Origin of the sequence: Streptomyces sp. NPDC056527, from assembly GCF_042794475.1 — a bacterium.
Classification (GTDB): Bacteria; Actinomycetota; Actinomycetes; order Streptomycetales; family Streptomycetaceae; genus Streptomyces.
The window spans coordinates 1-5300 of record NZ_JBHTTQ010000200.1 but is presented as its reverse complement, the minus strand read 5'-3'; the positions used below and the strand labels follow the sequence as shown (position 1 = coordinate 5300).

The following is a 5300-nucleotide window of genomic DNA, read 5'->3' as shown; positions in this document are numbered from 1 at the left end:
GTCTCAGAGCGCTGCGCGCTCTGGCAGTGACCGTCACTTCGTGACGGTGTGTCACTGCTTCGCGGTGACTTGCTCGGCTGCGCCGAGCCCCGGCCGATGGCCGGGCGGGGAGGACTGGCCTTTGGCCAGTTCGGTCGTCCGCTTCGCTCCCTCCCTGGGGGCCCGCTACGCGGGCGGCTGGCTACGGGGAGGGGTGGCCGGGCGGCTCTTCTTTGCGACTGCCCGTGGTGGTGTGCATCAAAACGTAGTCTAGATAGAGTCTGGGCCACCCCACACCCCCACGCTGCGGCTCTGTATGCCTTGCTGACGGCTTCTCACCCCTTCTCGGGGGGATGAGTCCAGACGGCTCGTCAGAGGCTCTGAGATGGGTACAGATCGCTACGTGGGGGCATCGACACCTGATGCAGCATGTACGGTTGGTGGATCGTGGCCACACCCTCTCTGAGGGGTGGTCACCGGCTGGCCGCTCTGGGCCTCTTGAGCGTTCGCAGCCCGCTGACCTGGGCAAACGCACTGCGGGCGACCCTTCGAGGGGGCCGCCCGCAATTTCTCTGACCGAATTACCTGGTCTAATGCCCGTCGCCCCGAATTGCCAGCGTGCAGACGAGTTTATCAAGACGATTATTACGGGCTTATGGAAAGGCTTATCCGGCCGCTTTGATTTGGTTACCAGATTCCGTCATCCTCTCGCAGGGTGGGGCAGTTGCAATCACAGATGCAGCCGCCTCCGCAGTTGGGGCATTCATCGCAGCAGTAATGCTTTCCGCATAGGCTGCATCGGCTTCCGCCGCAGTCCTCACAGGAGGGCGGGCGGTAGCTGTCTGAGAGGTACATTCACGCTTCCTTTCGGGTAGGAATGCCGACGGCCCCGGACTGTAGAGCCCGGGGCCGTCGTTGTGCAAATCAGCAGGTTACGCGGGTGTCTTGTCTTTCCATTCCCAGAGCCATTCCCTTAGCTCATCCTCGGTGTAGTAGGTGACCTTTCCGTCACTGATGCCTTCGGGAACGGTGATCCCGCGCTTCTCGGAACGCTGGAGCAGGTACTTGCGGGCGGTCTCGTAGCCCCACGGGAGGGTGCCGCGCTCGCAGTGCTCACGCAGGCTGTAGGTCTCCGGCAGCGCCTGGTCCTCGGCCACCTCGGCGGCAAGGCCGGCCGATGCTCCGGCTGTCCCGGCCGCTGTCCCCTCGGCCGTCCCGGAGGCACCGTGTCCCGGCTCTGACCTGGGGCTGGGCACCCCGACCCCCGTGCTGGCGTGGCCCGGGACAACCGTGGGGACCTTGGGTGCGAAGTCCCCGCCGGGCATGAACTCGGTGGTGGCTGCGGTCTCCTGTGCCTCGGCCAGGGCCTCGGGGGTGATCCAGGGTGCCATTTCCCCGTCATCGAACCATTGGGGCGCCTTTTCGCACGCTGCCAGCAATTCGCGGACTTCCGGGGTGATGTACGCGGGCTGGAATTCCCGGACGTACGCGTAATCTCCGCCCTCGGGGTCCATGCGCTTATCCGCGTAGGCTCCGCGGCCGGGGATTTCCGTGTCGTAGGAGAGGCGCGGCGCGTTCTGTCCGAATGCCACTCCCCACGAGACCATATCCTGCTTGCCTACCACAATCTTGGTGCCGATCTGCTTGCGTCCGATCGTCCCGCCGAACAGTGCATTGTCGAATTGCTGGCTGCCGACCACCACGCGGTGATTCGAGGAACGGCCCATCATGAGGATGATGGTGAACCAGTCGATAAACGGCGGGGCGCCCTTCTGCTTGATGCCGTGCTTCCACCAGGTGTAGGCGAACCGGATCAGCGTCGGGAGTTCGTCCACCACGAGCGTGCGTGGCGTCAGTTCGTCGCGCAGTTTCGGGTCTGCGCCTTCCTGAACGGCCTGCTCGGCGGCGAGGATGGACACCAGGAATTCCGCGAAGGCGCCGATGCATGCGCGGGTGGTGGTGTGGATGCGAACGCCCGACTGTCCGAATGCCTCGGCCATGGAATTCACCTTGGTGTCGAGGATGTCTACGAGCCCTCCGTGCTGCCTAGCATGGACAACGGCCATGTAGAGGACCGTGGATTTACCCGATCCGGTGTCACCGGCCACGCCCCAATGGGGAGTCGCGGTTTGCGTGAAAACAAATTGATCGACGATTTCATAACCCTCGATCGTCTTGCCCACGTAGACTTTATGGGCCGTGCCGGACGACTTCCATGCAACTTGGGTGGGCAGCTGGGGCATTGGGCGGGGTGCGGGCTTCGGCGACCACTGTGCGTAAGGGGAGCGGCCCGCGAGGTGGTAGCTGGCGACCCACTCACCGGGCACCTTGGCCTGGATCGCCTGCGCCATGAGGCTGCGCTCGCCCTCGGTGCCGGACCAGTGCAGGGGGACCCGGATGGTGATCCGCGCGCTCTCCGCGCTCAGGTCGTCCGGGATGCTCAGCCAGTAGTCCTGCCCGCGCTCCTGGTCCTCCTGGCCCAGGCGCAGCACCTGCGTGAGGGAGGCCCACAGACCCGGGCCGTAGGTCTCCGCGTCCGTGGCCTGGTAGCCCTTGCCCCAGGCTCCGGCCGTGACGAGGGTGACCGGCACCGCGGCCGCGAGCGCGAGGATCGTCCAGGCGGGTTCCAGGATCAGCCCGGCCGCCGTGGTCAGCCCGCCCACGCGGGCCGCTGAGCGCCCGGCGTAGCGCCAGTGGTGCCAGCGGCCCAGCCCCCGGCCCACGGTCCGCACAGCGGCCCATGTGGCGCTCAGACCCCGGCCCGCGGCCGCGACCGCCCGCGCGACCCACGGCGGCATCCGGGCCATGTCCGACAGCCGCTTGCTTAGCCGGTCCCAGTCGATGGCGGGGCCGGCGGTCGCGTCCGCGGCGGGCAGCGCGATGGCGCCCAGCTCGGCCGTGGACAGCGGGTCGGTGCTCACGGTGCCGGGGCGCCAGAACGAGGCGTTGGTGCGCGCCTTGCCGCGCATCTCCTTGCCGGTGAGGAACCGCCAGCACAGGGTGCAGACGCGCTTGGTGACCACGGCCAGCCCCTCGAAGGTGTCCTCAATGAAGGCGTTGGCGGGGCTGCCCTTGGCGGCGGGCTTGCCCTTCTCCTCGCGATGGCGGGTGCCGATGCCGTACAGCGCGCCCACGACGACCGCGCCGCCCACGAGCACGGGCATCCAGTGCCCGTGGGTGAGGGCGACAGCGTCGTGGATCAAGCCGGTTTGGTGGCCGGTGTGGTCGGTGCCGGATTCGGCTGCTGCCTGGTGGTAGATGCTCATGTGGTGCTCCCTGGTGCTCCGTGTCTGGGGATCACCCCCGCCCGGCAGGTGGTCTGCCAGGACGCTGGCCTGCCGGGCGGGTGAGATCCCTTGTGTGGGCGCTGCTACCGATCGTGGCTGGTGGGACTGACAGGCGGCACCCGAGAATCCGGGGTGGCGCTGGAAGAGTCCGCCGGGCCGGTTTTGTTTGTCCTGGTATTGCCGGTGTTGGGTGATGTGTCCGCCAACCCTCGGTCCCACAGCAGCAGTTGGCCGGCCACAGGTCCGCTCAGCCGCTGGAGCTGTGCCGGGGTCACGGTGCCGCGTGCCATCGGGCCTCCCGAGCAAGGGCCGGGCGCCCGCGGGCGCCCGGCCGGTCGGTCACTTCCTGCGCTGTGCGGCGCGCTCCTCGCGCTCCGCGTCCTGCCGCGCCTCCCGCTCAACCGCACGGGCCTTGACGGCCTCGATCTGCCGGTCGATGCCCCGGGTTGGGTGACCCTTGGCGGCCAGCCGCCCCACGAGGAGGGCGAGCTGGGCGGTCTCCCAGGCGGTGTAGCCGCGCTGCGGCTCCGGCCCGGTCACGGGTACCACCCCTGCTCCGGCTCGGCGGCCGGAGCCGCCTGCGGCTGCTGCCGCGCCTCCCTGACGTACCGGTCGACGGTCGCGGGCGAGACCTGCATGCCCATCGCGCCCAGGGTCTGCCGGACGGCCTCGGGGCTCATCCCGGCCCGTGCCAGCCCGTGGGTGAGGGTGCGGGCCGAGGGCGGACGCTGCGCGGGCACCCGCTCCTCGTCGTCCTCCGGCCCGGCGTCCTCCGCCGGGGGGTTCCCGGAGACCGGGCGGACGGGCGGGGGCGTCTCCGCGTCTGTGGCCTGCGGGTATCCGCCCATCCGCGGGGAGTCCCCAGAGATCCGGCGGGCGCTGCGGTGCCGCTCCACCTGCTCCAGCACCGTGGCCGTGCTGGCGCCCGCGTCCACGGCCGCCATCATCGAGCGGTTCGCCTGGTCCATGGCCGAGCGCCACTCGCGCCCGGCGGTGCCGTAGGTGGACGCGATCGCCCGTGCCCGGATCTGGTCGACGACCGCGCGGTTGACCGCGTCCTCCCGAACCGTCCACGGCTCCGGCTCCGGCTCGACGTCGAGCACCTGGTGCTCGTCGACGCGCTGCACCTGGTGCTCGTCGAGGCTGACGCCGTACTGCACCTCGACCGCGCGGCGGTGCGCTGCAGCCTGCCCACGCGCCCGCTCCGAGGTCCGGTGCACGGTCGCGGTCGCCAGCATCGCGTGCGCCTCGCGGTGCTCCGCGTCCACCCAGGCCTGCGTGTCCGGGTCCAGCTCACAGACCAGATGCGACAGCACCGTGCTCCACAGCAGCTTGGCGCCCAGCGCGATCCCGGCACCAAACGCGCCTTGTGCCAGCGCCCCATGCAGATGGCCGTGGTAGGTGATGGCACCGACGGACACCGCCAGCAGCGCCAGGCCCACCCTCCGGGCCCGGCCGCGCCGGTCGGGCTGGTAGCGGGCCAGCCACTCCATTCCCTGCACCGCCAGCCACGCCACATCGAATGTGATCGCGCCGCCGTACGCGGCCCACGAGCCGCCCAGCAGGTCACCGATCGAGTACGTGGACCACACGACGGTCACCAGGGACAGCAGCCCGGCGAGCGCCAGCTCACCGCGCAGCAGCATCAGATCCCAGTCCCGCGGAACAGCCGGCTGTTCCGCCGGCCGCACCACCGTGTGGGCCCGGCCCTGCCGGGTCACCGTCTCCGTACGCGTCTGCGGCTTCATCGGGCACCGCCCGACCGCAGCGCCTCGGCCGCCCGCCGCGCCCGCTCAGCGGCCTCGGCCGCCTCCCGCGCCCGCCGCATCGCGCCCTCGGCCGCGCCCTCCGTGGCGGTGTCCGCCCATGTCATCGCGCCCGCAGGCGCACCGATACGATCCATCACAGATCGCCCTCCTGGTCATGTCAGGTGGGTGGTTCAGGCGCGGGCCGGTGCTCCAACACCGGCCCGTGCCGTCCGAGCGTCTCTGGCGCTCTCCGCCGTGCTCCGGCCCAGCTCGAATGGGCCGGAGC

General features: G+C 69.9%; 4 protein-coding genes. All 4 read right to left on the bottom strand.

Annotated elements, in window-relative coordinates:
- Positions 1-911 precede the first annotated feature (911 nt).
- Positions 912-3245, bottom strand: coding sequence for a type IV secretory system conjugative DNA transfer family protein (locus ACFQ7Q_RS37500; RefSeq protein ID WP_375847194.1), 2334 nt, complete (start codon positions 3243-3245; stop codon positions 912-914).
- A gap of 360 nt (positions 3246-3605) precedes the next feature.
- The gene (locus ACFQ7Q_RS37495; RefSeq protein WP_375847193.1) at positions 3606-3806 is read right to left on the bottom strand and encodes a hypothetical protein; all 201 of its coding nucleotides are present in this window, start codon (positions 3804-3806) and stop codon (positions 3606-3608) included.
- Entirely contained in the window at positions 3803-5014 is a 1212-nt protein-coding gene (locus ACFQ7Q_RS37490) for a hypothetical protein (protein ID WP_375852390.1), read from the bottom strand. Before ACFQ7Q_RS37490 ends, ACFQ7Q_RS37495 begins: the two co-directional genes overlap by 4 nt.
- Positions 5011-5169 carry a hypothetical protein gene (locus tag ACFQ7Q_RS37485; protein WP_375847191.1) on the bottom strand — a complete coding sequence of 53 codons (159 nt, stop codon included), beginning with the start codon at positions 5167-5169 and terminating at the stop codon, positions 5011-5013. The genes ACFQ7Q_RS37490 and ACFQ7Q_RS37485 overlap by 4 nt, the downstream gene beginning before the upstream one ends.
- Positions 5170-5300 lie beyond the last annotated feature (131 nt).